25 protein-coding genes are annotated in these 22,793 nt (G+C 74.8%); 9 read left to right on the plus strand and 16 right to left on the minus strand.

Features of this window, described 5'->3' with window-relative positions:
- Positions 1–201 precede the first annotated feature (201 nt).
- Positions 202–690 (plus strand): flagellar biosynthesis protein FlgA, encoded by a 489-nt coding sequence (locus AB0F68_RS26615; protein WP_357343066.1) that lies wholly within the window; start codon positions 202–204, stop codon positions 688–690.
- Positions 691–703: 13 nt separating this feature from the next.
- Here the strand turns inward: AB0F68_RS26615 and AB0F68_RS26620 are convergent, their stop codons facing one another.
- On the minus strand, positions 704–889 hold the full coding sequence (locus tag AB0F68_RS26620) for a hypothetical protein (protein WP_151465544.1): 186 nt from the start codon (positions 887–889) through the stop codon (positions 704–706).
- A gap of 102 nt (positions 890–991) precedes the next feature.
- Between AB0F68_RS26620 and AB0F68_RS26625 the strand changes: the two genes are divergently transcribed.
- Positions 992–1,675, plus strand: coding sequence for a hypothetical protein (locus AB0F68_RS26625; RefSeq protein WP_357343068.1), 684 nt, complete (start codon positions 992–994; stop codon positions 1,673–1,675).
- 24 nt (positions 1,676–1,699) lie between these two features.
- Here AB0F68_RS26625 and AB0F68_RS26630 read toward each other — a convergent pair whose 3' ends face one another.
- Positions 1,700–2,182: a DUF2231 domain-containing protein gene (locus AB0F68_RS26630; RefSeq protein ID WP_357343070.1), complete on the minus strand. Its 483-nt coding sequence runs from the start codon at positions 2,180–2,182 to the stop codon at positions 1,700–1,702.
- Positions 2,183–2,356: 174 nt separating this feature from the next.
- Between AB0F68_RS26630 and AB0F68_RS26635 the strand changes: the two genes are divergently transcribed.
- On the plus strand, positions 2,357–2,785 hold the full coding sequence (locus AB0F68_RS26635) for a Fur family transcriptional regulator (RefSeq protein WP_357343072.1): 429 nt from the start codon (positions 2,357–2,359) through the stop codon (positions 2,783–2,785).
- 64 nt (positions 2,786–2,849) lie between these two features.
- Entirely contained in the window at positions 2,850–3,701 is an 852-nt protein-coding gene (locus AB0F68_RS26640) for an oxygenase MpaB family protein (protein WP_357343074.1), read from the plus strand.
- A 7-nt stretch (positions 3,702–3,708) separates the two neighbouring features.
- On the opposite strand, the gene AB0F68_RS26645 is transcribed toward AB0F68_RS26640, so the two are convergent.
- The 11 genes from AB0F68_RS26645 to AB0F68_RS26695 form a co-directional block, all read right to left on the minus strand.
- Positions 3,709–4,557 (minus strand): PD-(D/E)XK nuclease family protein, encoded by an 849-nt coding sequence (locus AB0F68_RS26645; RefSeq protein WP_357343215.1) that lies wholly within the window; start codon positions 4,555–4,557, stop codon positions 3,709–3,711.
- A gap of 132 nt (positions 4,558–4,689) precedes the next feature.
- On the minus strand, positions 4,690–5,304 hold the full coding sequence (locus AB0F68_RS26650; RefSeq protein WP_357343076.1) for a MarC family protein: 615 nt from the start codon (positions 5,302–5,304) through the stop codon (positions 4,690–4,692).
- A 31-nt stretch (positions 5,305–5,335) separates the two neighbouring features.
- Positions 5,336–6,202, minus strand: a complete 867-nt coding sequence (locus AB0F68_RS26655; protein WP_357343078.1) for a PHP domain-containing protein — start codon at positions 6,200–6,202, stop codon at positions 5,336–5,338.
- Between the two features lie 30 nt (positions 6,203–6,232).
- Positions 6,233–7,498: a hypothetical protein gene (locus AB0F68_RS26660; RefSeq protein WP_357343080.1), complete on the minus strand. Its 1,266-nt coding sequence runs from the start codon at positions 7,496–7,498 to the stop codon at positions 6,233–6,235.
- A complete protein-coding gene (locus tag AB0F68_RS26665) occupies positions 7,495–8,181 on the minus strand; it encodes a SigE family RNA polymerase sigma factor (protein ID WP_357343082.1) in 687 nt (228 codons plus the stop codon). The genes AB0F68_RS26660 and AB0F68_RS26665 overlap by 4 nt, the downstream gene beginning before the upstream one ends.
- Before the next feature lie 102 nt (positions 8,182–8,283).
- Positions 8,284–9,159: a PH domain-containing protein gene (locus tag AB0F68_RS26670; RefSeq protein ID WP_357343084.1), complete on the minus strand. Its 876-nt coding sequence runs from the start codon at positions 9,157–9,159 to the stop codon at positions 8,284–8,286.
- 6 nt (positions 9,160–9,165) lie between these two features.
- A complete protein-coding gene (locus tag AB0F68_RS26675) occupies positions 9,166–9,324 on the minus strand; it encodes a hypothetical protein (RefSeq protein ID WP_167544553.1) in 159 nt (52 codons plus the stop codon).
- 118 nt (positions 9,325–9,442) lie between these two features.
- A complete protein-coding gene (locus tag AB0F68_RS26680; protein WP_357343086.1) occupies positions 9,443–10,141 on the minus strand; it encodes a TFIIB-type zinc ribbon-containing protein in 699 nt (232 codons plus the stop codon).
- A gap of 53 nt (positions 10,142–10,194) precedes the next feature.
- Positions 10,195–10,818 carry an RNA methyltransferase gene (locus AB0F68_RS26685; RefSeq protein ID WP_357343087.1) on the minus strand — a complete coding sequence of 208 codons (624 nt, stop codon included), beginning with the start codon at positions 10,816–10,818 and terminating at the stop codon, positions 10,195–10,197.
- A 53-nt stretch (positions 10,819–10,871) separates the two neighbouring features.
- Positions 10,872–11,363, minus strand: coding sequence for a hypothetical protein (locus tag AB0F68_RS26690; RefSeq protein ID WP_357343089.1), 492 nt, complete (start codon positions 11,361–11,363; stop codon positions 10,872–10,874).
- Positions 11,364–11,455: 92 nt separating this feature from the next.
- A complete protein-coding gene (locus tag AB0F68_RS26695) occupies positions 11,456–11,971 on the minus strand; it encodes a MaoC family dehydratase (protein ID WP_357343091.1) in 516 nt (171 codons plus the stop codon).
- Between the two features lie 546 nt (positions 11,972–12,517).
- On the opposite strand from AB0F68_RS26695, the gene trxA reads away from it, so the two are divergent.
- From trxA to AB0F68_RS26710, 3 genes are all read left to right on the plus strand, one after another.
- Positions 12,518–12,886, plus strand: coding sequence for a thioredoxin (trxA, locus tag AB0F68_RS26700; protein ID WP_262286952.1), 369 nt, complete (start codon positions 12,518–12,520; stop codon positions 12,884–12,886).
- A gap of 175 nt (positions 12,887–13,061) precedes the next feature.
- On the plus strand, positions 13,062–13,502 hold the full coding sequence (locus AB0F68_RS26705; RefSeq protein ID WP_357343094.1) for a hypothetical protein: 441 nt from the start codon (positions 13,062–13,064) through the stop codon (positions 13,500–13,502).
- Complete coding sequence (locus AB0F68_RS26710) at positions 13,499–14,401, plus strand: MFS transporter permease (RefSeq protein ID WP_357343096.1); 903 nt, start codon at positions 13,499–13,501, stop codon at positions 14,399–14,401. The genes AB0F68_RS26705 and AB0F68_RS26710 overlap by 4 nt, the downstream gene beginning before the upstream one ends.
- On the opposite strand, the gene AB0F68_RS26715 is transcribed toward AB0F68_RS26710, so the two are convergent.
- The 3 genes from AB0F68_RS26715 to AB0F68_RS26725 form a co-directional block, all read right to left on the minus strand.
- Positions 14,315–15,781: a dynamin family protein gene (locus AB0F68_RS26715; protein ID WP_357343098.1), complete on the minus strand. Its 1,467-nt coding sequence runs from the start codon at positions 15,779–15,781 to the stop codon at positions 14,315–14,317. The two genes, AB0F68_RS26710 and AB0F68_RS26715, sit on opposite strands and share 87 nt — an antisense overlap.
- Positions 15,778–17,634: a dynamin family protein gene (locus AB0F68_RS26720; protein ID WP_357343100.1), complete on the minus strand. Its 1,857-nt coding sequence runs from the start codon at positions 17,632–17,634 to the stop codon at positions 15,778–15,780. The genes AB0F68_RS26715 and AB0F68_RS26720 overlap by 4 nt, the downstream gene beginning before the upstream one ends.
- 101 nt (positions 17,635–17,735) lie before the next feature.
- The gene (locus tag AB0F68_RS26725) at positions 17,736–18,662 is read right to left on the minus strand and encodes an IniB N-terminal domain-containing protein (protein ID WP_357343102.1); all 927 of its coding nucleotides are present in this window, start codon (positions 18,660–18,662) and stop codon (positions 17,736–17,738) included.
- A 289-nt stretch (positions 18,663–18,951) separates the two neighbouring features.
- Here AB0F68_RS26725 and AB0F68_RS26730 point away from each other — a divergent pair, with 289 nt between their 5' ends.
- Together AB0F68_RS26730 and AB0F68_RS26735 are read left to right on the plus strand one after the other, a co-directional pair.
- Positions 18,952–20,211: an Hsp70 family protein gene (locus AB0F68_RS26730; protein WP_357343104.1), complete on the plus strand. Its 1,260-nt coding sequence runs from the start codon at positions 18,952–18,954 to the stop codon at positions 20,209–20,211.
- Positions 20,212–20,216: 5 nt separating this feature from the next.
- Positions 20,217–22,790, plus strand: coding sequence for a LuxR C-terminal-related transcriptional regulator (locus AB0F68_RS26735; RefSeq protein ID WP_357343106.1), 2,574 nt, complete (start codon positions 20,217–20,219; stop codon positions 22,788–22,790).
- The last annotated feature ends 3 nt before the right edge of the window (positions 22,791–22,793 follow it).

Consider the following 22,793-nt stretch of genomic DNA (forward strand, 5'->3'; position numbering starts at 1 on the left):
GTCATCGGCGGCGTTGACACCCACGCCGATACCCACACCGCCGTGGTCATCGACGAGATCGGCCGGATGCTTGGCCATCGCCAGTTCCCCACCACAGGCCGGCGGGTTTTCCACAGGTGAGCCGGCTGGGGCGGCGGCGGGGGTCGCGCGCGGCCTAGCCTGCCCGCGTACCGGATCGGATCCGTGGGCGGGAGGGCACTGGTGGCGGGTGGGGAGGCACCGCTGCGGCCGGTGCGCTGGCGCGGGCTGCCGCGGGGCCGGACGCTGCTCCGGATGGCGCTGGTCGCGGTGCTGCTCGGGCTGGCCGCGGCCGTCCTGCGGACCCCGGCAGGCTGCCCGCCAGGTGCGACCCGGGCCGTGGCACCCGCGCCGGGCAGTCCCACCCCGGCCGGCGGTGATCACTCCACCGCCCTGCCGCTGCCCGCCGGGGCGGTCGGGGTTCCGATCCGGCTCGCCGAGCCGGCCGCGCTGGCGGTGCTCCACCCGGGCGCCCGGGTGGACCTGCTGGTCGTGCCCGTCGGCGGCGCGCCGACCCTGCTCGCCCCGCGGGCGCTGGTGCTCGAGGTGGTGGGGGCGGCCGGGGCGGTCGACGGCTCCTCGGCCCTCTACCTGGCGCTCCGCCCGGAGCAGGCCCACCACGCGGTCGGCCTGCCCGACAGCAGCCGCTTCGCCGTGGTCGTACGCGAATGACCGCGGCGGAGGATCAGTCCCAGTGCGGCGGGCGCTCGGCGAGCAGCCAGTCGTCGTTGCCGGACGACCGCTCGCCCCAGCCACGGTCGGTGTCGTCGGTGGTCTGCTCGGGCAGCACCACGAAGTCTTCGCTGAGGTCGACCACGCGGTCGTCGTCGCCGCGCGGGACACGGATGCCGGGATCGCTCACGAGCGGCAAGGATACCGCCGGAAGGGAAACCGTCGACCGTCGCGGCATGAACGCCGGTGGCCCGTCGCGTCGGGCGGCCGACCGGCCGGGGCGTTGGTAGCGTCGGACGGCGTGACGACGCCGAGCGGTGGCAGCCCCGAGGACGAGACCTGGCGACGCCCGGACCAGCCGGCCGGCGAGACCCCGGCGGCCGGCCCGGACCAGCCCGGCTCGCCGGACCGGCCGGTCAGCGGGCCGCCCGACCAGCGCGACAGCTCGGCGGCCGGCAGCAACCAGCCCGAGGGCTCGGCAACCAGCGGGAACGCGCCCATCGCTGGCGCGGGGACCCGGCCGGACGATGTGGCGCACGGCAGCCCGCCGGCCGGCGGGGTGCCGCCCTCGGAGCCCAGCCCCTGGTCGCGCGACGGCCACGCGGACAGCCCGTGGGCGAGGCCCGGCCAGGGCGCCACCCCGGCCGGCGGCGGGTCCGGGCAGGTCCTGCCGACCGGCGGCTCTTCCGGCCAGGCCGCCCCGGCGGGTGGCTGGCCTCAGCCGGCCGCCTCGGCCTCTGGTTGGGCCCCGGGCGGCGCGCCGGCCGGGTACGCCGGGCCACCGCCGACCATCCCGCCGCCGCCCGGCTGGCGGCCGCCGGTGCACGTGCAGCCGGCGCCACCCCGGCGACTCCCGCCACAGGACATGGCCGCCATGGACCGGGCCGAGGGGCAGGCCCAGCGGCTCACCTACGGCATCGGCGCCGTCGCCGGCGTCGTGCTGGTGCTGCTCACCTGCCTGCTCTGCTCGCGCGTGCTCTTCTGAGCCGGCCGGCTCGGCACCACCGGGTCAGACGATGCCGCTCCACACCATCTTGGCGCCGCTGTCACCGGTCAGGTAGACGTACAGCAGCGCGAACACGGCGAGCACGACCACCACCCCGGTGAGCACCAGGGGCAGCCAGCGGGGCAGGTTGCGGGTCCGGGCGAAGCCGCTGGTCACCAGCAGCAGCAGGAGCGCCGCCACGGCCAACCCGACGGTGAACCAGAACAGCTTGTCGCCGTACTCGGAGTGCTCGTGGATCTTCTGCAGGCCCTCGGGCGGGTAGCCCCGCTTGCGCAGCACCTCTTCCAGCGCCTCGCCGGACTCCGTCGCCACCCAGGTGACGATCGGGGTGAGCACGGCGAGGATCGCCACCGCCCAGTCCAGCCGGGGCCGCCAACGGGGCAGCACCCCGTACGCGACGGAGAGCAACGCCAGCAGCGGCACCAGCACCACGGCGGCGTGTACGACCAGGACGTGGCCCGGTAGACCGTTGACTTCCCTGAACACCAACACCTCCGGCGAGTGGACGGGATCGCGCGGCCAGCCTACGACGGGATGATCAGCCGTCGCGCTTCCGTACATCGACACACGCACGGGTCGCCGGCGCGGTTCACCTGTGGCCCGGGCCACCCGCGGTCACGCTCGCTTGTCGGCCCGGGGACCCCGTGCTGTCATGGACACATGTCAACCGGTGAGGAGCTGCTCCGGTCGAGGGGCCTGCGGGTCACCCGACCGCGCCTCGCCGTGCTGGACGTGCTCTCCGGCGGCGGTCACCTGGAGGTCGACGAGATCACCCGCCGGGTCCGCGAGCGCCTCGACTCGGTCTCCACCCAGGCCGTCTACGACGTGCTCGGCGCGCTCTCCCGGGCCGGGCTGTCCCGGCGGGTCGAGCCGGCCGGCAGTCCCGCCCGCTACGAGGCCCGCGTCGGGGACAACCACCACCACGTGGTGTGCCGGGGTTGCGGCGAGATCGCCGACGTCGACTGCGCCACCGGCGACGCCCCCTGCCTCGACCCGAACGTCGCGCACGGCTTCGAGGTGGACGAGGCGGAAGTGACCTTCTGGGGGCTGTGTCCGGCCTGCCAGGCCCGCCGCTCCGCCGACGACTGAGCGCCCGCGCCGGCTTCGGGCCGGGGAAAGGCCCGGTCCGCCCGGCGCGTGGCACTCTTGGGCGGTGGACTCCGATGACCTCGGCCTGTTCGGTCCGGGATCGGTCACGTGGAAGGTGCACGAGGAGCCGATCCTGATCGTCGCCGGCCTGCGTTCGCTCTACCTCCAGGCGCTGCACCCCCGCGCGATGGCCGGCGTGGCGCAGAACAGCAACTACAAGACGGACGCCTGGGGCCGGCTGGTCCGCACGGCCACCTACGTGGCGACGACGATCTACGGCACCACCGCCGAGGCGGAGGCGGCCGGCCGGCGGCTGCGGACGCTGCACGCCCGGATGCGGGCCACCGACCCGTTCACCGGCGAGTGGTTCCGGATCGACGACCCCGACCTGCTGCGCTGGGTGCACGTCACCGAGGTGGAGTCGTTCGTGAGTACCGCCCGGCGGGCCGGGCTCGCGCTGACCGACGACGAGGTGGACGGCTACTACGCCGAGCAGCGGCGAGCGGCGGCCCTGGTCGGGCTGGACCCGGCCGACGTGCCGGGCAGCGCCGCCGAGGTGGCCGACTACTACCGCCGGATCCGCCCCGAGCTGCGGATGACCAGGGAGGCGGCCGAGACCGCCCTCTTCCTGACCGCCCCGCCGATCCCGTGGAAGCTCAGCCTGCCGGTGAAGCTGGGCCTGCACCTCGGCCCGCCGCGCTGGGCCTACCTGGGGATCGCCGGCACCGCGCTGGCGCTGCTGCCGGCCTGGGCCCACCGGCTGTACGGCGGCCTCGGCCTGCCCACCACCGCGCTCTCGGCCGACCTGAGCGTCCGCGCGTTGCGCCTGGCCCTGGCGGCGGTGCCGCGTCGCTATCGGGAGGGCCCGTTGCAGCAGGCCGCCAAGGAGCGCGCCGCCCGCCTGGCCGCGGCCTGACCACCCCTCAGAGCGAGGCGGCTCCGTCCGGGCCGACGGGGCGCTCCACGGCCGTCCACGGATCCTTGGCCGGGACCTGGGCGCCGGCCGGGCAGGTGCGCCGGTAGTCGCACCAGCCGCAGCGGGGCCCGGGCTCGGCGGGGAACGCCGCGTCGGGGTCGGCGCCGTCGGCGACGGCCCGCTCGGCGGCCATGATGTCCCGCGCCGTGTCCTCGGCCCGGGTGAGCTGCCGCTGCAACGACTCCGGGCTGTGCTCGTGCGCGGCGACCGTGCCGGTGGGCAGGTGGTGCAGCTCGACCCGGCGGCACGGGCGGCGGAACACCCGCTCGGCCGCGTAGGCGTAGAGCGCGAGGGCCTGCGAGCCGCGCGCGTCGTCGCCGTCCAGCCCGGTGCGGCCGGTCTTGTAGTCGACGATGACCAGCTCGGGCCGGCCGTCCGGGCCGGGACGGGAGTCGATCCGGTCGGTGCGGCCGTTGAAGGCGAGCACCGCGGTCTTCACGGCGACCACCCGCTCGACCCCGACCGGCTCGTCGGCCGGGTCGAGCCCCGCCACGTAGGACTCCAGCCAGGACAGCGCCCGCCGGAAGGCGTCCCGCTCCTGCTCGTCGTCGCGGTAGCCCTCGCGGACCCAGGTGCCCTTGAGCAGGGTGCCCAGCACCTCGGGGCGGCGGCGGTCGGGGGCCAGCGCGTACCAGTTCTTCAGGGCGGTGTGGACGCTGGCGCCGAGCGAGTTGTGCGCCCACGGCGGACCCTTGGGCGGTGCCGGGCGGTCCACGTACGAGTAGCGGTAGCGGCGGGGGCAGTCGGCGTAGGCGCCGAGCTTGCTGGGGGTGCAGACGAAGAGCCGTTCGGGCATGCCCTCGAAGCCGAGCTGCTCGGCCTGCTCGGCGCGGGGCCGGGGTGGCCGGCCGCCGGTGGGTCGCCCGGTCGGGGGGGGTCGTCGCACGCCTGAGATCCTGCCACCCCGGTACGACAGCGCCGCGCCGGCTCAGGCCATGGTGAGGTACCGCGTGACGAACGCGGCGATCGCGTCGGCGATGAGCTGCACGGCGATGGCGGCCAGCAGCAGGCCGGCGATCCGGGTCAGCACCTCGATGCCGCCCGGCCGGAGGACCTTGACGATGCCGCCGGAGAAGCGCAGCACCACCCAGACCGCCACCATGACCGCGACGATCGCGGCGGCGATGGCGAGGTAGTCGGTGAAGCCACCGGCCCGCTGCACGAAGAGCATGGTGGCGACGATGGCGCCGGGGCCGGCCAGCAGCGGGGTGCCCAGCGGCACCAGCGCGATGTTGGAGGTGGCCTGCTGGTTCGGGTCGTCGGACTTGCCGGTCAGCAGCTCCAGCGCGACGAGGATCAGCAGCAGCCCGCCGGCGGCCTGCAACGCGGGCAGGTCGACGTGCAGGTAGGCCAGGATCGTCTGGCCGGCCACGGCGAACACCACGATCACGCCGAGCGCCAGCGCGACGGCCTGCCAGGCGGCCCGGTTCCGGTCGCGGGCGGCCAGCGGGCCGGTCAGCGCGAGGAAGATGGGCATCATGCCGGGCGGGTCGACGATCACCAGCAGGGTCACGAAGACCTCGCCGAAGAGCTTGAGATCCACCCGGACACGGTAGCCGCGCCGCCGGAACGCTTCAGCCTGAAGCGACCGGGGTCACCCCCCGGGCCAGCTCGACGATCCGCTCGTACGCCTCGACCCCCGTGGTGTACGCGCCGAGCTGGACGGTCTTGTGCGTGCCGTGAAAGTCCGACGCCCCGGTGACCAGCAGCCCCAGCTCGGCGGCGAGCGCGCGGACGTGCTCCCGCTCGACCGGGCTGTGGTCCTCGTGGTCGGCCTCCAGGCCGGCCAGCCCCGCCGCCGCCAGGTCCATGATCAGCTCGTCGGCCACGATCCGGCCGCGCCGGCTGGCCCGGGGGTGGGCGAAGACCGGCACCCCGCCGGCCGCCCGGACCAGCGCCACCGCCCGGAACACGTCGATGTCCTCCTTGGGCAGCCGGTACCGCTCCCCCAGCCACCGCGGCCCGAACGCCTCGTTCGTGGTGGCGACCAGCCCGGCCCGGATCAGCGCCTGGGCGATGTGCGGCCGGCCGACCGTCCCGCCGGCCGCGCCGGCCAGGATCTCGGACCAGCTCACCCGGATCCCGTCGGCCTGGAGCAGCCGCACGATGCGCTCGCCGCGCTCCTCCCGGGCGCGCCGGACCCGGGCCAGCTCGGCGACCAGCTCCGGCTCGGTCGGGTCGAAGAGGTACGCGAGAAGGTGCAGCGGGATCGCCGGCTCGACGCCGAACCAGCGGCAGGAGAGCTCGGCGCCCCGGACCAGGGTGAGCCCGGGCGGCAGGGCCGCGACCGCCGGCTCCCAGCCGGCCGTGGTGTCGTGGTCGGTGAGCGCCACCACGTCGAGACCGGCCGCGGCGGCGGCCCGGACCAGCTCGGCGGGGCCGAGGGTGCCGTCGCTGGCGGTGGAGTGGGTGTGCAGGTCGATCCGGGCGGCCGCGCTCATCCCGTCGACGCTACGCCCACCCCGCCCGGGTCAGGAGCGGGTGTCGGCCACCACGACGGGCCGCTCGCCCGGGGCCACCCCGTCCAGCGTCGAGACGGTGGGGCGCTCGCCGGCCAGCACCCGGTCCGGCCGCACCCGGACCAGGCCGCCGGTGGCGTCCACGTGCAAGGCGGCTCCGCTCCGGGTCCAGGCCACCGCCCCGGCGACGGCCGGGCCGGCCGGGTGGGTCGCGGCGCCGGCGCCGAGGCCGGCCAGGTCGACCAGCAGGGCCTCCCTGCCCGCGGCGTTGAGCAGCAGCCACCGGCCGTCCGCGGAGACCGCTCCGAGGCCGTCGGTGGCCAGCGCCGGGCCGCAGCCGGTGCGGACCGGGGTGAGGTCGCGGGCCGGGTCGAGCAGGGCCACGCAGGGCCGCCGGGGCGTGCCGGCGGAGACCAGGCCGACCACCCGGCCGTCGGGCAGCGTGCCGTAGACGGCGAGCACGTCCCGGTTCGCCCCGCCGGGCACTCCGCCCGCGGCCCGCCGCCACATGCTGACCCCGCCCCGGTCGGGCTGGCGGATCAGCACGGCGTCGCCGGCGAAGCCGATCGGCGCCACCCCCTCCGGGGCTGCCGTCCGGCTGCTGGCCAGGAGCTGGCCGCCGACCACGCCGGCGGCGAACAGGTAGGGGCCGTCGCGCCAGGCGACCTGCCGGCCGTCGGTTGCCACCACCACGGCGTCCGCCCCGGCGAGCAGCACCTGCGGCGCGCTGCCGTTGGGCGGCACCCACCAGAGGGTACGGCCGGCCGGGGTGGCCGCCGAGGTGATCAGCCAGCCGCCGTAGTCGGGGACCCGCTGCGCCCGTTCGACGCCGCTCACCCCGGTCAGTTCCCGGCGCTCGCCACCGCTGGTGTCCAGCCACGAGTTGACGATCAGGTCCAGCTCAGCGCGGACGGGACCCTTCGCGGGCACCGGTCCGGCAGCGGTGGGCAGCGGGGAGGCCGAGAACCCACGCGGGTCACCGAGCACCACGGTCGGCGTGCCGCCGTCCCCGGTCGGCCCGCCGAGCTGCGCCATGCCGGTGGTGACCAGCACGGTCGCCACCCCGGCCAGGGCGAGCCCGGTCAGCGTGCGACGCCGTCCGGTGCGCCGGGCCCGCCGGAGCGCCGCGCCGGCCGGGTCGGCGGCGAGTGGCCGGGGCGTGGCGACGCGCGCGGCCAGCGTCTGCCGCAGCGCCCGCTCCAGCTCGTCCTCGGTCACGGGGAATGGACGCTCCGGCCCGCCCGTCCGGTTGTCGTAGGAGTTCGACGTGCGGCTCATCGGGACTCCACCGGGACGGACGCGGCGGGCCGGGCGGGAGCCGCGTCGCCGGGGATCGCGCTCGGCCGGACCGCCGGCGGCACCGGGGCGGGCGGTGGCGGCGCGGCGGGCTCCCGGAGCACCCGTGGCGGGGTACGCGGCGCGGGCGGCGCGACCTGCTCCGCCGGCTCGGCCGGCAGGCCGAGCGCGGCCTCGGAGCCGAGCCGGCGGCGCAGCGTGTTCAGCGCCCGGGAGGTCTGGCTCTTCACGGTGCCCGGCGAGATCTCCAGCAGGGCGGCGGTCTGCGCCTCGGACATGTCCTCGTAGAAGCGGAGCACCAGCACGGCCCGCTGCCGGGCCGGGAGCGCCTGGAGGTGCCGCCACAGCGCGTCCCGGTCGAGCTGCTGCTCGATCTCGTCGACCCCGGCCCGCTCGGGCAGCACCTCGGTCGGGCGTTCCCCGTGCCACCGGCGGCGCCACCAGCTGGTCGAGGTGTTGATCAGGACCCGGCGGGCGTACGGCTCGATGGCGTCGATCCCGCCGAGCCGCTTCCAGGCCAGGTAGGTCTTGGTCAGCGCGGTCTGGAGCAGGTCCTCGGCCGTCGCCCAGTCACCCGCCAGCAGGTACGCGGTGCGCAGCAGGGCGCCGGAGCGGGCCGCGACGAAGTCGCGGAACTCCTCCTCCAGCGGGTCCCTGCTCGCCACGCTCACCTCCGCGCCCGGTCCTGCCTGGCAGATTGCCACGTCAGAGGGGGACGGGTCGACGGCGAATGGTGCGCAGTTCCTCCGATGTTCGGACGAAAACTTTCAGGCGCCGTCGTCGGCCTTCGCCTCGTCGGCCTCCTTGCCCAACCGCGCCTCGACGGCCTGCGGCTCGTACATCTCTTCCACGACGCGCAGGTAGAGCTCGTTCGGGTTGGGCAGGTTCTTGATCTCGCGGAGCGCCTGCTCCTGGCCGGCCGACTCGAGCACGAAGGTGCCGTAGTTGAGCGCGCGGCCGGTCGGGGTCTGCTCGTATTTCATGTCGGTGACCCGGACCAGCGGCATCATCGCGACCCGGCGGGTGATGATCCCGTTGACCACCATGACCCGCTTGTTGGTGAGGATGAAGCGGTCGTACCACCAGTCGGCGACCCGCCAGGCGACCCAGCCCATCACGGCGAACCAGAGCAGCACCGCGACGGTGGTCAGCGCTCCGACGTCGCGCCCGGCGAGGAAGCCGGAGAGGTAGCCGAGCACGAAGGTCGCCGCGATGCCGACGATGATCGGGGTGGAGAGGTGGATCCAGTGCCGCTTCCACTCGCCGCGGTAACGCTCGGTGGGGAAGAGGTAACGCGCGACCAGCGAGCTGGGCTCGTCCTCCAGCGGCAGCACCCGGCGGGGGGCCATGCCGGCGGCGTCGGCGCGCAGGCCGGCCAGCTCGTCCTCGGAGATCTGCGGGTTCTGGTAGGCGGCCTCCGGGTCGCGGATCCAGGCGCGGCCGGACCGCCCCTCCCCGGCGTATCCCGGTCCGTCGCCGAAGGCGGCGTCGTCCGAAAGGGAGGGACCGCCGCCGTAGCCGGAACCGGCGCCGAAGCCGGGGCCGTCGTCGGGGTCGATGCGGGGGATCGGCTCGGTGTCGCGCTCCCGGCGCTCCCGGTCGGGATCGTCGGGGTCGAAGGGTGGACCGGAGGGGCTTCCCATTGGCGGCTAGGCGACCAAGTTGGTGAAGAAGTCGCCGAAGCCCTGCGCGATGTCCATGATGCCGCCACCGAGAGACTTGAACACGTCGGCGGCGGAGTTCGGCCGGTAGGCGATGAAGAAGATCAAGAATGCGAGGCCGGCCCAGGTGAGGACCTTCTTGACCATAGCGGGCCATCCTCTCGCGCGGAGCCGGGTCCGTTTACCGCAGCGGCACCCAGAGTATCAGTATGATGTCGTAGAGTGAATATCTGCGTCTGTTCTCCGACTCGCCGATGCCGGCCGGTCAGGCCCGCCCGTGCAGGTACGGAGATGGTGCGCCGTACACGAGTTCGGGCGGTGTCCACTCGGTGAGGTCGTGCAGCACGACTTCTTCCGCGAGGAGGTGACCCGCACTCGCCGGCCAGGCTATCGCATGTAGCCACATTCCCCGAGCCTCGCCGGCGTACGCGCTTCGATCGGTCGGCGAATTCACGAGCCACAGTGGAGTGGGGTGGCCGTCCACGCGGATCTTGGCGTGTGGCACCCGCTCGGGGTGACCAGGGCCCGGGTCGGACAGCGCCTCCGCCACCTCGGGGCCCGGATCGGGGCCGGGCAGGCCGGCGAGGCGGGAGCCCAGCCCGACGCCCGGCTCCTCGGCGACGAAGAGCAGGTCGGCCGGTCCACCGTCGAGCGGAGCCGGGCCGGCGCAGGCCACCGCCGTGGCGCGCACGCCGGACCGGTCGTCCCCGGCCCACGCCACCCCGGTCAGCGTCCAGCCGGTGGGCAGCGGCCACGGGCACCAGAGCGGCATCCCCGGCCGTGCGGACGGGTCGGCGTCGGCGGCCACCCGCTCCACCACGCTCGCCATGATCTCGGCGCCGATGTGCTCCGGCACGTGCAGTGGCGGCACCGGGCCGCAGCGCAGGCACCGGTATTCGCCGTGCATCAGGTCCGGCTCCCGGACCGGGCCCGCGCACCTCGGGCAACTCACCGCGACACTCACGTGTTCACCGTCACCCGGGACCGGCGGGGCGTCAAGCGGAGCGGCCGGATCGGTCACTCCGGGGGCGGTCCGGCGTACGCCCGGATCCAGGCGTGCATGGCGATCCCGCTGGCCACGCCCGCGTTGATCGAGCGGGTGGAGCCGTACTGGGCGATCGAGAAGAGCTGGTCGCAGGCGGCCCGGGCGACCTCGGAGAGCCCGGGCCCCTCCTGACCGAAGAGCAGCGCGCAGCGCCGGGGCAGGGTGGCGGTCTCCAGCGGCTTCGAGCCGGGCAGGTTGTCGATGCCGACCACCGTCAGCCGCTCCCCCGCCGCCCAGGCCACGAACTCCTCGATCGTCGGGTGGTGGCGGACGTGCTGGTAGCGGTCGGTCACCATGGCGCCCCGCCGGTTCCACCGTCGCCGGCCGACGATGTGCACCTCGGCGGCGAGGAAGGCGTTGGCGTTGCGGACCACCGTGCCGATGTTGAAGTCGTGCTGCCAGTTCTCGACGGCCACGTGGAAGTCGTGCCGGCGCCGGTCCAGGTCGGCCACCACGGCCTCGCGCCGCCAGTAGCGGTAGCGGTCCACCACGTTGCGCCGGTCGCCCTGGGCGAGCAGCTCCGGGTCGTAGCGCGGGTCGTCCGGCGGGTCGCCGGGCCAGGGCCCCACGCCCACGTCGAGCTGGTCGTCGGTCACGGTCTGAAGAGGGTACGGCCAGCCCGGCGGCCCGGCCGCCACGGGCCCGGCGGTCAGCGGAGGTCCAGCGCGCCGGCGAGCCGGTCGAGGAAGCGCCGGTCGGCGGGGCTCGGCGCGGCGTCACCGGCCCGGCAGACCCGGGCTGCCACCGATTCCACCCACTGGCGGTACGCCGCCGAGTCGGCGGGGTCGGCGCGCCGCCGCAGCACCCGTACCGCCGCGCGGGCGGCGGCGAGCAGGTCGACCAGGTCGGTGAGGCGCTCGTCCCGCTCGGCGGCGCCGTCGTGGCGGGCGTAGATGGCGGCGACCACGGCCCGGATCAGGTCGCTGTCGAAGGCGCGGCCGGCAGCCACCGCGTCCAGCCCGGCGAGCCCGGCGGCCACGCCGCGCGGCGGGCGGCCCGGACCGGGCGAGGCGGCGGCGACGAGGACCCGCCCCGGCAGGTCGGTCAACAGGTCCCACTCCGCCGCGGAGTAGACGGCGGTGGTCAGCGGTGCGGCACGACGGCCGGCAGAGGGCGGCTCTCCGGCGACGGAGTGGCTCATGGGGACCTCCGGCGTCAGCATATGCCCCGGAACGGGAAAAGGGCCCCATCCCCGCAGATCGGGAAAGGGGCCCTTCCGGGCGTACGCGAAGGTCAGCGCGGCTCGGGGAAGCTGGGCCGCTCGGGGTCGACGCCCTGGGGCACGGCGGCGGCCGCGTACTCCTTCTTGGGGACCATGACCTTGCGGCGGAACACGCAGACCAGCGTGCCGTCCTGGTTGTAGCCGCGGGTCTCCACGGCGACGACGCCGCGGTCCGGCTTCGAGGAGGACTCCCGCTTGTCCAGCACCGTCGTCTCGCCGTAGATGGTGTCGCCGTGGAAGGTCGGGGCGACGTGCCGCAGTGACTCGATCTCCAGGTTGGCGATCGCCTTGCCGCTGACGTCCGGCACCGACATGCCGAGCAGCAGCGAGTAGATGTAGTTGCCGACCACCACGTTGCGCTTGAACTGACTCGCCGACTCGGCGTAGTGGGCGTCCATGTGGAGCGGATGGTGGTTCATGGTGAGCAGGCAGAAGAGGTGGTCGTCGTACTCGGTGACCGTCTTGCCCGGCCAGTGCCGGTAGACCGCGCCGACCTCGAACTCCTCGTAGTAGCGGCCGAACTGCATCCTTGTCCCCTTCGACGGGCGGCGATGGAGTTCGGCACAGCATGCCTTACCGCTTGTTAAGGCGATGGGCGGGGCGCTGCCGGTGCGGAAAAGTCACACCCGGACCGACCCGGGTGGAGACGCAATGAGCGGCGGGGCCCTCCCCGGCACCCGCCGCCCACGCTCTGATGCGAGAGATTCTGCCGTACGCCGGTACTGTATCGACAGAGACGGGCGTCACATTTATCTTTTCGTAACACTACTCGGCGTGACTCGCGATCACTCCACAAGCGATCTCCGCGGGCCGGATCGCCGCTTGTCAAGCATCAAGTTACCGCTTCGTAGCGCGCACGCTGCGTGATCTCTTTGGAAGCGCTCCCATCACGTCCCGTCACGCAAATGCGGCATGCACTTGCGGTCCGCACCACGGGGAAGACAGACTGCGCTCGATACGTCGGAGCGTCACCACCGCGTCGCGCAGCGTTTCGTCGCGCACGTCACGGGAATGCGGAGGCATTCACCCTGGTTCCAAGGGACGTAGGAAACACGCGCTGATCGGAGAGTGCAATGGCAACGGTTGAGCTGACCACGGCCAACTTCGACGAGGTGACCGAACGCGACGGCATCGTCCTGCTCGACTTCTGGGCCGACTGGTGCGGCCCGTGCAAGCGCTTCGCCCCCGTCTACGAGCGCTCGTCCGAGAAGCACTCGGACATCGTCTTCGGCAAGGTCGACACCGAGGCGCAGCAGGAGCTGGGTGCCAAGTTCAACATCAGCTCCATCCCGACGGTGATGGCGATCCGCGACGGCGTGATCGTCTACGCCCAGCCGGGCGCGCTGCCGGAGTCGGCGCTGGAGAACCTGATCGAGCAGGTCCAGCAGCTCGACATGGACGACGTACGCAAGAAGCTCGCCGAGCACGGCCACAAGCACTGACCGGCGACGAGCACTGAGCCGGCGACCGGCTCCGACACACCGGCCGGGCCCCCTCGGGGGCCCGGCCGGTGTCGTCCGGGCGGCGTCGGGGCCCGGAAAGAGCGACACGGACAGTCAGGAATGGCCGACAGACCGACGCCTTCCGGACATGTTTCTCCCGTATCGTCACCAGCCGATGGAGACCTTGACCACCCGCGGGCGTGCCGTCCGGCTGGGCGCCACGCTGCTCGGGCTGGCGCTGCTCCTCCTCGGCACCGTGCGCGGCACCGACGACGACTTCCCGTTCGGGCCGTTCCGGATGTACTCCACCTCCGACCCGCCGGACGCGCCCGCCCCCGACACCCGGGTGGAGGGCGTCGACCGCACCGGGGCGGTGGTGCCGCTCGGCCAGGACGCCACCGGCATCCGGCGCGCCGAGATCGAGGGCCAGCAGGACCGGTACGCCGCCGATCCCGGCCTGCTGCGCCGGGTCGCCGAGGCGTTCGCCGAGCGCCACCCGGCCGCCCCCGCGCTGGTCGAGGTCCGCATCGTGGTCCGCTGGTACGACATCCAGGGCGGTCGCCCGACCGGCCGCTGGACCGACCGCACCGCCGTACGCTGGAAGACCATCCCGTGACCGGCTGGCTGACCGAGGCGGTCCCGCGCGGCCGGGTGGCCGCCTTCCGCACCCTCGTCTACCTCTTCGTCGCCGCCGACCTGGTGGTCTTCACCCCCTGGGTACGCACCCGGGTCGACGTGCCCGGCGACCTCTACCAGCCGCTGCTGATCGGCCGGCTGCTCCCGCTGCCCACCCCCACCCCGGCCCTGGTCGGCGTGATCTTCTGGGTGCTGGTGGCGGTCTCCCTGCTCGCCTCCACCGGCCGGGCGCCGCGGCTGCTCGGCTGGACGGTCTTCGCGCTCTACTTCGAGTGGATGATCGTCGCGATGAGCTACGGCAAGGTCGACCACGACCGGGTCGGGCTGCTCGTGGCGCTGGCCGTCCTGCCCACCGCCGGGCGGGCCCGGCACGGCGACCCGACCCGCACCGAGGCGGGCGGCTGGGCGCTGCGGGTCACCCAGATCGCGGTCATCTGCACCTACTTCCTGGCCGCCTGGGCCAAGTTCCGCTTCGGCGGCCTGGACTGGGCCACCGGCTCGGTGCTGGCCCGGGCGATCATCCGGCGCGGCACCGACCTGGCCGACGTGATCGCCCAGGTGCCGCACCTGCTGATCGTCGCCCAGTTCGGCATCCTCGCCTTCGAGCTGCTCAGCCCGCTGGTCTTCCTGCTGCCGGAGCGGTGGCGGCTGGCCATGGTCGGCTTCTTCTACTCGTTCCACCTGGTGACCATCGCGACGATCACCATCTCGTTCGCGCCGCACCTGGTGGCGATGACCGGCTTCCTGCCCCTGGAGAAGGTCCGCCCGATCGCGCTGCTCCGCCGGCGCCGCTCACCGGCCCCCCTCGGCCAGCTCGGCGAGCATCCCCTCGCAGCTGCGGACGACGACCTGGGCGCCGCGCCGCTGGGCCAGGCGTAGCAGCGGATCCTCCGCCCGGTTCCGCCACCGCCACTGCGCCTCGGCGGCGACCTCCCAGAGCCGGTGCACCGTCGCGTCGTGCTCCACGCCGAGGCGGGCCGCCAGGCCGACCCCGTCGCCGCCGACCAGCCGCGCCGCCTCCTCGGCCAGCTCGGCGTCGAACCCCAGCCGGCTGGTCCGCAGCGCGGCGAGCAGGCGCAGCTCGCGGAACTCGTGCGCCCCGACGAGGATCTGCTCGACCCGGCCCAGCAGCTCGTCCGCACCCCGGCCGGGCTCGGCCCGTAGCAGCGCCTCGACGGCCGCCAGCGCCGACCGGGCCTTCAGCGTGTCCCGCCGGTCGACCAGGAAGCGGGCCATCGACTCGCGCAGCTCGGTCAGGCCGCTGCGCCGGATCAGCTCGGCGGAGAGCTTCGCCCGGCTGTCGCAGCCGGTACGGATCAGCGTGGTCGCCAGCCGGATCCCGAACAGCCCGAGCCGGGCCAGCAGCCCGGCACGGACCCCGGCGTCGAGCCGGACGGGCAGGTCGCCGCGGACGAAACGATCTGCCGAGAGCAGGTGCGGCTCTAGCTCCGGGCGGGGCACCCGGGCCAGCGCGGCGAGCACGGCGTAGTCGGACTCGCTGAGGATCCGGCCGGCCAGGCCGAGCAGGCCGCTGCACGGGACGACGTGCACGCTGAGCTCGTTCACCCGGGGGTCCCGGTGCTGCCGCCGGGCGAGCTGGCGGGCGGTGAGCAGGCCGTCGATCCGACCGCCACCGGTCTCGTCCACCCGGGACAGCACCATGATCACGTGCACCGCGGCGGCCTGCCCGACCGCGCTCTCCCGGCTGGTCTCCAGCACCCGCAGGTCGCTGTCCCGGCCGTCACGGGTCAGGTACAGCACCGCGTCCGCGTCCCGCAGCACCCGCTCCATCACCGGCGCCCGGCCCTGCTCGTCGAGGCCGGTGGCCGGCGTGTCGATCAGCGTCACCTGGCGCAGCGTCCGGGTCGGCCACTGCACCGCGATGTCCCGCAGCTCGCCCGCCCGCCAGCCGACGAGATCCACCCGCATCCCGGTCGCCGACTTGGCGATCGCCAGCTCCTGCGGCGGTTGGCCGGTCGCGTACGCGGTGGCTCGCGGCTGCGGCCCGTCCTCGTACCAGGTGAAGACGCTGCTGCCGTCCACCCCGTCGACCGGCGCGACCTCCTCGCCCATGATCGCGTTCAGCAGGGTCGACTTGCCGGACCGCCACGGGCCGGCGATCGCGACCCGCAGCGGTTGCTCCAGCCGGGCCAACTGGTGCCGCAGGTGGTCCGTCGCCCTCGGGTCGTCCCGGTAGTGCTGGAGCGCCTGGTGCAGCAACCCCCACACCGCCTCATCCAGCCGCAGCCCGACGGTCATGGCCGGGGTTCCAGCGGCGCCGGGCGGGCCGGGCCGGTCAACTGCTGGGCCTGCTCGAAGAGCCCGGCCAGTCGGGTCATCTTCAGCCGGATCTCGCGCTGCCGCTGGTCGCGGACGGCCGCGTCGGTGTCGGCGGCCTGCTTGGCGCTGCGGAACGACCGGATGATGGCCTCCTGGAGTTCCTCGGTCAGCCCGGTGAAGTGGTCCCGCAGCATCCGCTGCACCTGCCGGGCGGCGTCCCGGCGGTCCTTGGTGACCCGGACGAAGAAGTCGTCGACGTGCCGCTGGATCGCCGTCTTGACCACCGCCTGGCGGCGCCGGAGCAGCTGCTTGCTCTCGTCGCGGATGCTCTTGCCGCCGAACAGCGCGCCGACCCCGACGGAGAGCGGGTTGATCATGGGCATCCCGGCCAGCGTCGTCGCCAACCCGACCATCAACAGGCCGCCGTACGAACCGCGCATGCCGCTGATCAGCTTCTGGCTGGTGGTGAACCGGTCGACGGGAGGCCGTTCGAGCTCCGGCAGGCCGTCGCCGAGGTCCGCCGGTGTCGTCATCGACCAGGGTGGCAGCACGTCCCCGCCGTACCGGGAGAAGTTGTCGGCCACCCGGCGGGCGGCCCAGTCGCAGCGCCGGACCAACCACTCGTGGTTGGCCTCCGCCGCCTCCAGGAGGCTGCGCTCCAGCCACTCCTGGAAGCTGTCCCAGCTGACCAGCGGGTCGGCGCTGTCGAACGCCTCGTCGACCTCGCGCAGGATCCGCCGGGTCCGGTCGCGCAGGTCGTACTCGATGTCGGAGAGCAGGTCGGCCATCTCGTCGGCGAGCGTGTTCTGCCACCTCGTGGAGCAGCGACGCAACTCGTCGACCTCACGTTGCGCCGCGTGCAGCCGCGAGATCGGGCCGGACTGCTCCTCGGCCTGCTGGCTCTCCAGCTCGGCGCGCAGCGGCGCGGCCAGCTGTTCGACTACCGTCCGGGCGGTCACGGCGACCGCGGCCCGGGCCAGGCGGTCGGACTTGCCGGCGAGGTCCCGCTGCAACCGGGCGATCAGCACGGGGAAGCCGGACTCGGCGTTCAGCTCCCGGTCGTCGCCGACCGCCGCGCGCAGCCGCAGGGCCGCCGAGACCGGGATGACCGGCGCCGGCACCCCGGCTTCGGCCAGGTGCTGCCGGTTGCGCTCGGCGACCGCCCGCCAGTCGGGTACGAGATCGGTCTTGGTCTGCACCAGCACCACGTTCGGGTGCGACCGGGCGACGTGCAGCAGCATGGTCAGCTCGCCGGCCGAGAGTTCCCGGGTGGAGTCGGACACCAGCAGCACGGTGTCCGCCCACGCCGGCGACGCGGTCGGGCCGGCGGCGCTCAGGGTGGCCACCTCCTCGGTGCCCGGGGTGTCCACCAGCACCAGCCCGGAGCCGAGCAGCGCGCGCGGCAGTCCGATCTCGACGTACGCCGGGCCGCCGCCGGGCCGACGACCAAACGTGCCGGCCACCCCCGCGGCGACCTGGTCCAGCGGCACCGGAGTCCGCTCGCCGGTCACCGGGAGCACCGGCCCGGCGGGCCGGCCCGGGGCGGGTGGCGGCGCCTGGACCACGGCGACCGACGGCACCTCGGCGTGCTGCACCACGGTCGGCAGCACGGTGGTGCGGCCGTCGCCGACCGGGCAGGCGGGCGCGTTGACGATGGCGTTGATCAGCTGACTCTTGCCCTGCTGCGACTCGCCGATGACCAGCACGCGCAGCCTCGGGTCCAGGAGTTGCACCCGCTTCTGCCGCACGGTCTGGAGCAGATCGCCCCGCCCGTGTGCGCCACACGTACGGGCGATCTCATCGAGCACATCCAGCCAGATCCCCGCGATCACGCACCAAGTGTGCGGATTTCGGCTCAATTATCAAGAGGGCCGCGAACGGGAACAGGAGCGGGAGGCCGGATCGGGCCTCCCGCTCCTGGCTGAGCCCTCGCTCAGAACAGGCCGCCCAGCAGACCGCCGTCGGTCGAGCCGTGCACGTCACCGTGGACCCCCGCGCCGTCCACCCCGGCGTCGCCGGACACCCCGTCGGTGATCCCGCCGGTCAGGCCGCCGACCGTGCCCGTCACGCCGCTGACCGTGCCGGTGACGCCGGACAGGGTGCTGTCCACCTGGTGCGTCACACCGTCCACGGTGGCCGGCACGTGCACCGGCGGCACCACACCCGAGCCGTCACCCAGGCCGAGCCCGCCCAGGGTCTGGTCGACGCCGAGCGAACCGACGACGCCGTCGACCTGGCCCTGCGTACCGGAGAGGACGCCGAGGTCGCCGCCGAGCACCCCACCGTCGTGCAGCAGGTCGAGGCCGGCCGTGGTGCCGAGCGGGTCGCCGACCGTCCCGGCGACATCCCCGACGACCGGGTCGGCGACGGTGTCCACCGCGCCCACCACGTCCGAGTCGAGGGTGTCCGCCACGTCGTGCACCCCGGTCAGGTCGGTGCCGAGGCCGCCCGGCCCGACGCCGAGGCCGATGCCCGGGACCAGGGCCGCCCCGGCGTACAGGCCGGCCGGGTCGACCGCGATGGCGCCCAGCGCGCCGGCCGACACGTCCACACCGCTGTGGGAGCTGCTGACGCCGACCTGGTACGGCACCGCCTGGAGCTGGCCGACCACGTCGGTGGCGTCGCTGGTCAGCGGGTCGAGCCCGAGCTGCCCGACCACCGGGGCCACCGGCGCGAGCCCCGCCGCGCCGGGGGCGTAGTCGACCACCAGCGGCACGACGTCCTGCACGTCGGCGGCGGTGACGTCGGTGAGCCCCGCGGCCTGCAGCGCACCCTCCGGGTCGAGGTCGAAGGCCGACCGCGCGTCGGGGTCGGTGAGCAGGTTGAGCACGAAGTCGTGCAGGGTCTGGTGCGAATCCATGGGGACTTCTCCTCGAACGTAGCGTCAGCACCGTCGTGCCGCGACAGTGACGCTATGGCCGGGGGTCCGTGGTCGTCATCGGGGCGCGACCCGCAACCCGCCCCGGCCGATTAGGGGGTCGTCGCCCCTCGGGTGTTAGGGGGACAGGGGGAGCCGGGCCGGCCCGAGTTAGGGTACCGGGTCGGAGGCGATCTCTGGTACGAACGTAGGAGCCCACGGGGTTCGCCGGGGGTGGGTCGCCACGGTGCCGACACCGTCGCCAGGGCCACTCGCGGTGGAGGAAAAACGAATGCCGTACGTCCTGGGACTGGACATCGGGAACACCGGCACGGCCGCCACCGTCGCACGGCGACGGGGCGACACCTGGGCCCGCCCCGAGGTGGTGGCGCTGGGCGCCGGCTCGGCCGTCGTACCGTCGGTGCTGCACCTGGCGCCGGACGGGTCGCTCATGGTCGGCGAGCCGGCCGCCGACGACCACAGCCGCACCACCCGGGACTTCGTCCGTAGGGTCGGCGACGACGTGCCCCTCCTGCTCGGCGGCGAGCCGTGCCCGCCGGAGACGCTGGTCGCCGAACTCGCGACGTGGGTGGTGCACCGTGTCTCCGCCCACGAGGGCGGGTTCGCCGAGGCCGTCGTGCTCAGCCACCCCGCCGGGTGGGGCCCGCACCGGCGCGACCTGCTGCACCGGGCACTGTGGGGCCTCGACCTGCGCAACGTGACGCTGCTCCCCCGCACGGTCACGGTGGCCGAGAGCCATGCGGCGCGCGGGTTCCCGGGCACCACGGCCGCGGTCTACGCCCTGGGCGGCAACACCTTCGAGGCGGCGCTGGTCCGCCGCAACGCGCGGGGCCGGTACGAGACGTTCGGCCTGCCGCAGGGCCTGGAGACGCTCGGCGGCACCGACTTCGACGAGGCGCTCGCCGAACACGTCCGGGCCGCGCTCGGCCGTGAGTTCGCCGGCGCGGAGACGTACCCGACCCTGCACGGGCTGCTGGCCGAGTGCGGCCGGGCCAAGCACGAGCTCACCGTCGGCCCGGAGACCGACGTCATGCTGACCCTGCCGAGCGGGCCGGTCCGGGTGCCGGTGACCCGGGCGCAGTTCGAGGACATGATCCGGCCCGCGGTACGGGCCACCGTGGACCTGCTGGTGCAGACCGTGCACTCCGCCGGCCTGACGCCGGCGCAGCTCGACGGCGTCCTCCTGGCCGGCGGCTCGGCCCGGATCCCGCTGGTCACCGAACTGCTCGCCGCGGCCCTGCCGGTCCCGGTCGAGGTCGAGCCGGATCCCCAGCTGACCGCCGCCACCGGGGCGGCGCTGGCCGCCTGCCAGGTGGTGTCACCGCGGCCCCGCCGCCCGGCGCCGGCACCCGCCTCCGCGCCGGTCAGTGACGCCGGGCCGGCCCTTCCGGCGTGGCGGCCCGCCGAGCCCGACCGGACCGTCCACGGCGAGCCGCCGGCCCGGCCGCCCGTCCGGATCACCCCGCTGAACCTGCCGAAGGCGTCCCGTCTGGCACTGGCCCGCGGCCGGAGCCGGGACCGCGAAGGATGACCGTCATGATCATGAGTGCCGCGGCCGACGCCCGGCTCGTGCTGGGCACGGGACCGACCACCCTGCTCGGGGTGGTCGCGGCGGATCCCGGGCGTCCCCTCGCCGTCGGCGTGACGGGTCCCGGCGGCCACGGAAAGAGCGCCCTGCTCAGGGAGCTGGCGCGGGCCCACCGGGACGCGGGCAACACCGTGCGGGAAGGCGCGCCCAGCGGGTCCGGCCCGGTCGATCCGGAGGCCGTGCTGCTGGTCGACGACGCGCACCTGCTGGACGACGCACGGCTCGAGACGCTGCGCCGGCTGGTGGTCGGCCGCCAGCACCGGCTGCTGGTCGGCTACCGCCCGTGGCCGCGGCGGGCGGCGCTGGCCGCGCTGGCCGACGCGCTGAAACGGGACGGGCAGCAGGTCGTGCTCAGCCCGTTCACCGCCGAGCAGACCCGCGACTACCTCGCGGGCGTACCGGAGCTCGGCCCGAAGAGCGAACTGGTCGCATTCGTGCACGCGCAGACCGGCGGTGTCCCGCGGGACGTCGACCGGCTGGTCCGGGGCCTGTGCGGGCAGGAGAGCCGGCCCGGTTTTCCGACCGAGCCACCCCGGCCGGCCGTGCTCCAGTTCGGGCCGGACCTGGAGGAGCTGCCACCGGACGTCCGGCGGCTGCTGCTGGCCGTCGCCGCGGGCGTGCCGCTGCCGGTGGACCTGCTCGGGCCGCTGCTCGACCGGGAGCCGGAGGCGGTGGACGAGCTGGTGGCGTACACCAGGGCGGCCGGCCTGCTCGGCGCCGACGGCCGGCTCGCGCCGATCGTGCGGCGCGCGGTCATCACGCTCAGCCCGGCCACCGAACGCACCGCGATCTGGCGCCGCCTCATCGAGGTGCAGCTCGGTCGCGGTGCGGCGGTGCTCCCGCTGGTCCGGGCGCTGCGCGCGGCCGGCGCGCTCGACGACTGCCCGGCCGCGGCGCTGGCGGCCGCGGCCGAGGAGGCGCTCGGCGCCGAGCCGGCGCTCTCGGTCGAACTGTTCGCCGCGGCCGCCGCGAGAGGGCTGCCGGCCGCCGCCCGTCAGGCGGTCGCCGCGGCGCTCGCCGGCGACCTGGAAGCCGCGCTGCGGCTGGCGAACCGCCTGCTCGCGACGGCCACTTCGGCCGTGCGGGCGGAGGCGACCACGGTGGCCGGGACGGCGCTGGCGCACCGCGGCCAGGTGGAGCGCAGCGTCGAGCTGTTCCGGTGGTCGGGCCACGCCGCGTCCACCGCGTTCGCCACCGTCGGGGCGCTCGCCCTCGGCCGCCCGGCCGCGGGCACGGACCAGCCCGACGACCCGGCCGGCGGGCCGCCGAGCCTGCATACCAGTGCCGCCCGGCTGATGGCCGAGGGGGTACGGGAGAGCATCACCGGCCCGCCGACCAGCGCGCTCTCCCGGCTGGTGCAGGCGACCGCACTGCTGGAGCCGGACGGGCGGCGGGCGCTCCTGCCGGACAGCCCGGCCGCGCTCGCCGCGTTGACCGCGATCCACTGTGCCGAGTTGGACATCGCCGAGGGGGTGCTCGACCGGGCCGTGACGACCGGCATCGGTGGGCCGTTGATGGCCCGGCGGCACCGGCTGTTGCAGGCCTGGATCCGGATGGTCCGCGGCCAGACGGCCGGCGCGGCCGACCACCTCGCCGCGCTGACCGCCGACGAGCGACCGCTGGAGTCGCGCGACCTGCTGCTGGCCAGCGCGCTCCAACTCGGCATCGCCCGGCGCAACAGCGACCTCGGAGGGCTGCAACGCGGTTGGGGGCCGGCCTTGGAGGCGGTGGTCCGGCACCCGGTGGACCTGTTCACGCTGCTGCCGCTGGGCGAACTCGCGGTGGCCGGCGCCCGGTTGGGCGACCTGGCCCGGCTGGAGCCCTACCTGCGGGAGGCCTGGCTCCTGCTGGACCGGCTCGGCAACCCGGCGCTGTGGAGCGCGCCGCTGCACTGGACCGGGCTGCACGCCGCGATCCTCACCGAGCAGCCGGCCGTCGCCGACGCACACGTCGCCGCCCTGCTCGCCGCGGCCGACCACAGCCGGTACGCCGCCGTGGTCGCCGCGGCCGCCACGAGCTGGGTCGAGGTGCTGCGTGGGGTCGTGGACCCGGTCCGGGTGGAGGCCGCCGCCCGCGGGTTGCACGACGCCGGGCTGTGCTGGGACGCCGCCCGCCTCGCCGGACAGGCCGCGATCCGGACCTCGGACCGGCGGGCGATGACCACCCTGCTGGAGTGCGCCCGGGTGCTCCAGGCCCGGCCGCCCGCCCGCACCGGCGGGGCGCCCGTCGGGGCGGACGACGGCTCGGCACCGGTCGCCGACGCCGTCACCGGTCCCACCCGGTACCGGCTCAGCGACCGCGAGCACGAGGTGGCCGAGCTGGTGCTGGCGGGGTTGACCTACCGGGAGGTCGGCGACCGGCTCTTCATCTCGGCGAAGACCGTGGAGCACCATGTGGCGCGGATGCGGTCCCGGCTGAACTGCGCCAACCGGGCGGAGCTGCTGGCCCTGCTGCGCACCATCGTCGCCGACCGGTCGAGCGCGGCGGGCCGGCAGCCGTGGCCGGAACGGGACCCGCGGTGAGCC

Origin of the sequence: Micromonospora sp. NPDC023966, assembly GCF_040639095.1 — a bacterium.
Lineage (GTDB): Bacteria > Actinomycetota > Actinomycetes > Mycobacteriales > Micromonosporaceae > Micromonospora.